Raw genomic sequence first — 362 nt, 5'->3', positions numbered from 1 at the left:
CTGGGTGCTGCGATCGGCCCGGAGCCGCTGGTCGCCGACGCTGTGGAAAATGGGCAATTGGTGGCTCCCCACGGGTTCTCCAGCAACGGCTACAGCTACATCCTGTTGAGTCGCCTTCCTTTCGAAGGCGATGCCAGGAAACGGAGCTTCCTGTCCTGGCTTCGTCGGCAGTTTAAGTAGACCCGCCGGCTGAAATCGGCGACATCAGGGCCGTGGCGGTGGGCACGCGTCAACACGCTCAATACCAATTTTCAGACCAAGTTCTTTTAGATACTCGGACCGAGTATGTTCGTTCTGGCGTCAATGATGTGATCATACATGTTTCGCTCCGCCTCTCTGCTATCACGATCCTTTATCGCATC

The 362-nt window shown here is 56.4% G+C and carries 2 pseudogenes; one reads left to right on the top strand and one right to left on the bottom strand.

The features are described from left to right. Nucleotides 1–180 (top strand): annotated as a pseudogene (locus tag AC5ZG1_RS44795) (LysR substrate-binding domain-containing protein); the annotation flags it as partial. 86 nt (nt 181–266) lie between these two features. Here AC5ZG1_RS44795 and AC5ZG1_RS44790 read toward each other — a convergent pair. Then, nucleotides 267–362: pseudogene (locus AC5ZG1_RS44790) on the bottom strand (FadR/GntR family transcriptional regulator); the annotation flags it as partial.

This window comes from Bradyrhizobium sp. Leo78 (assembly GCF_059512425.1).
The sequence above is the reverse complement of the archived record's forward strand: the minus strand, read 5'-3'. Positions and strand labels throughout refer to the sequence as shown.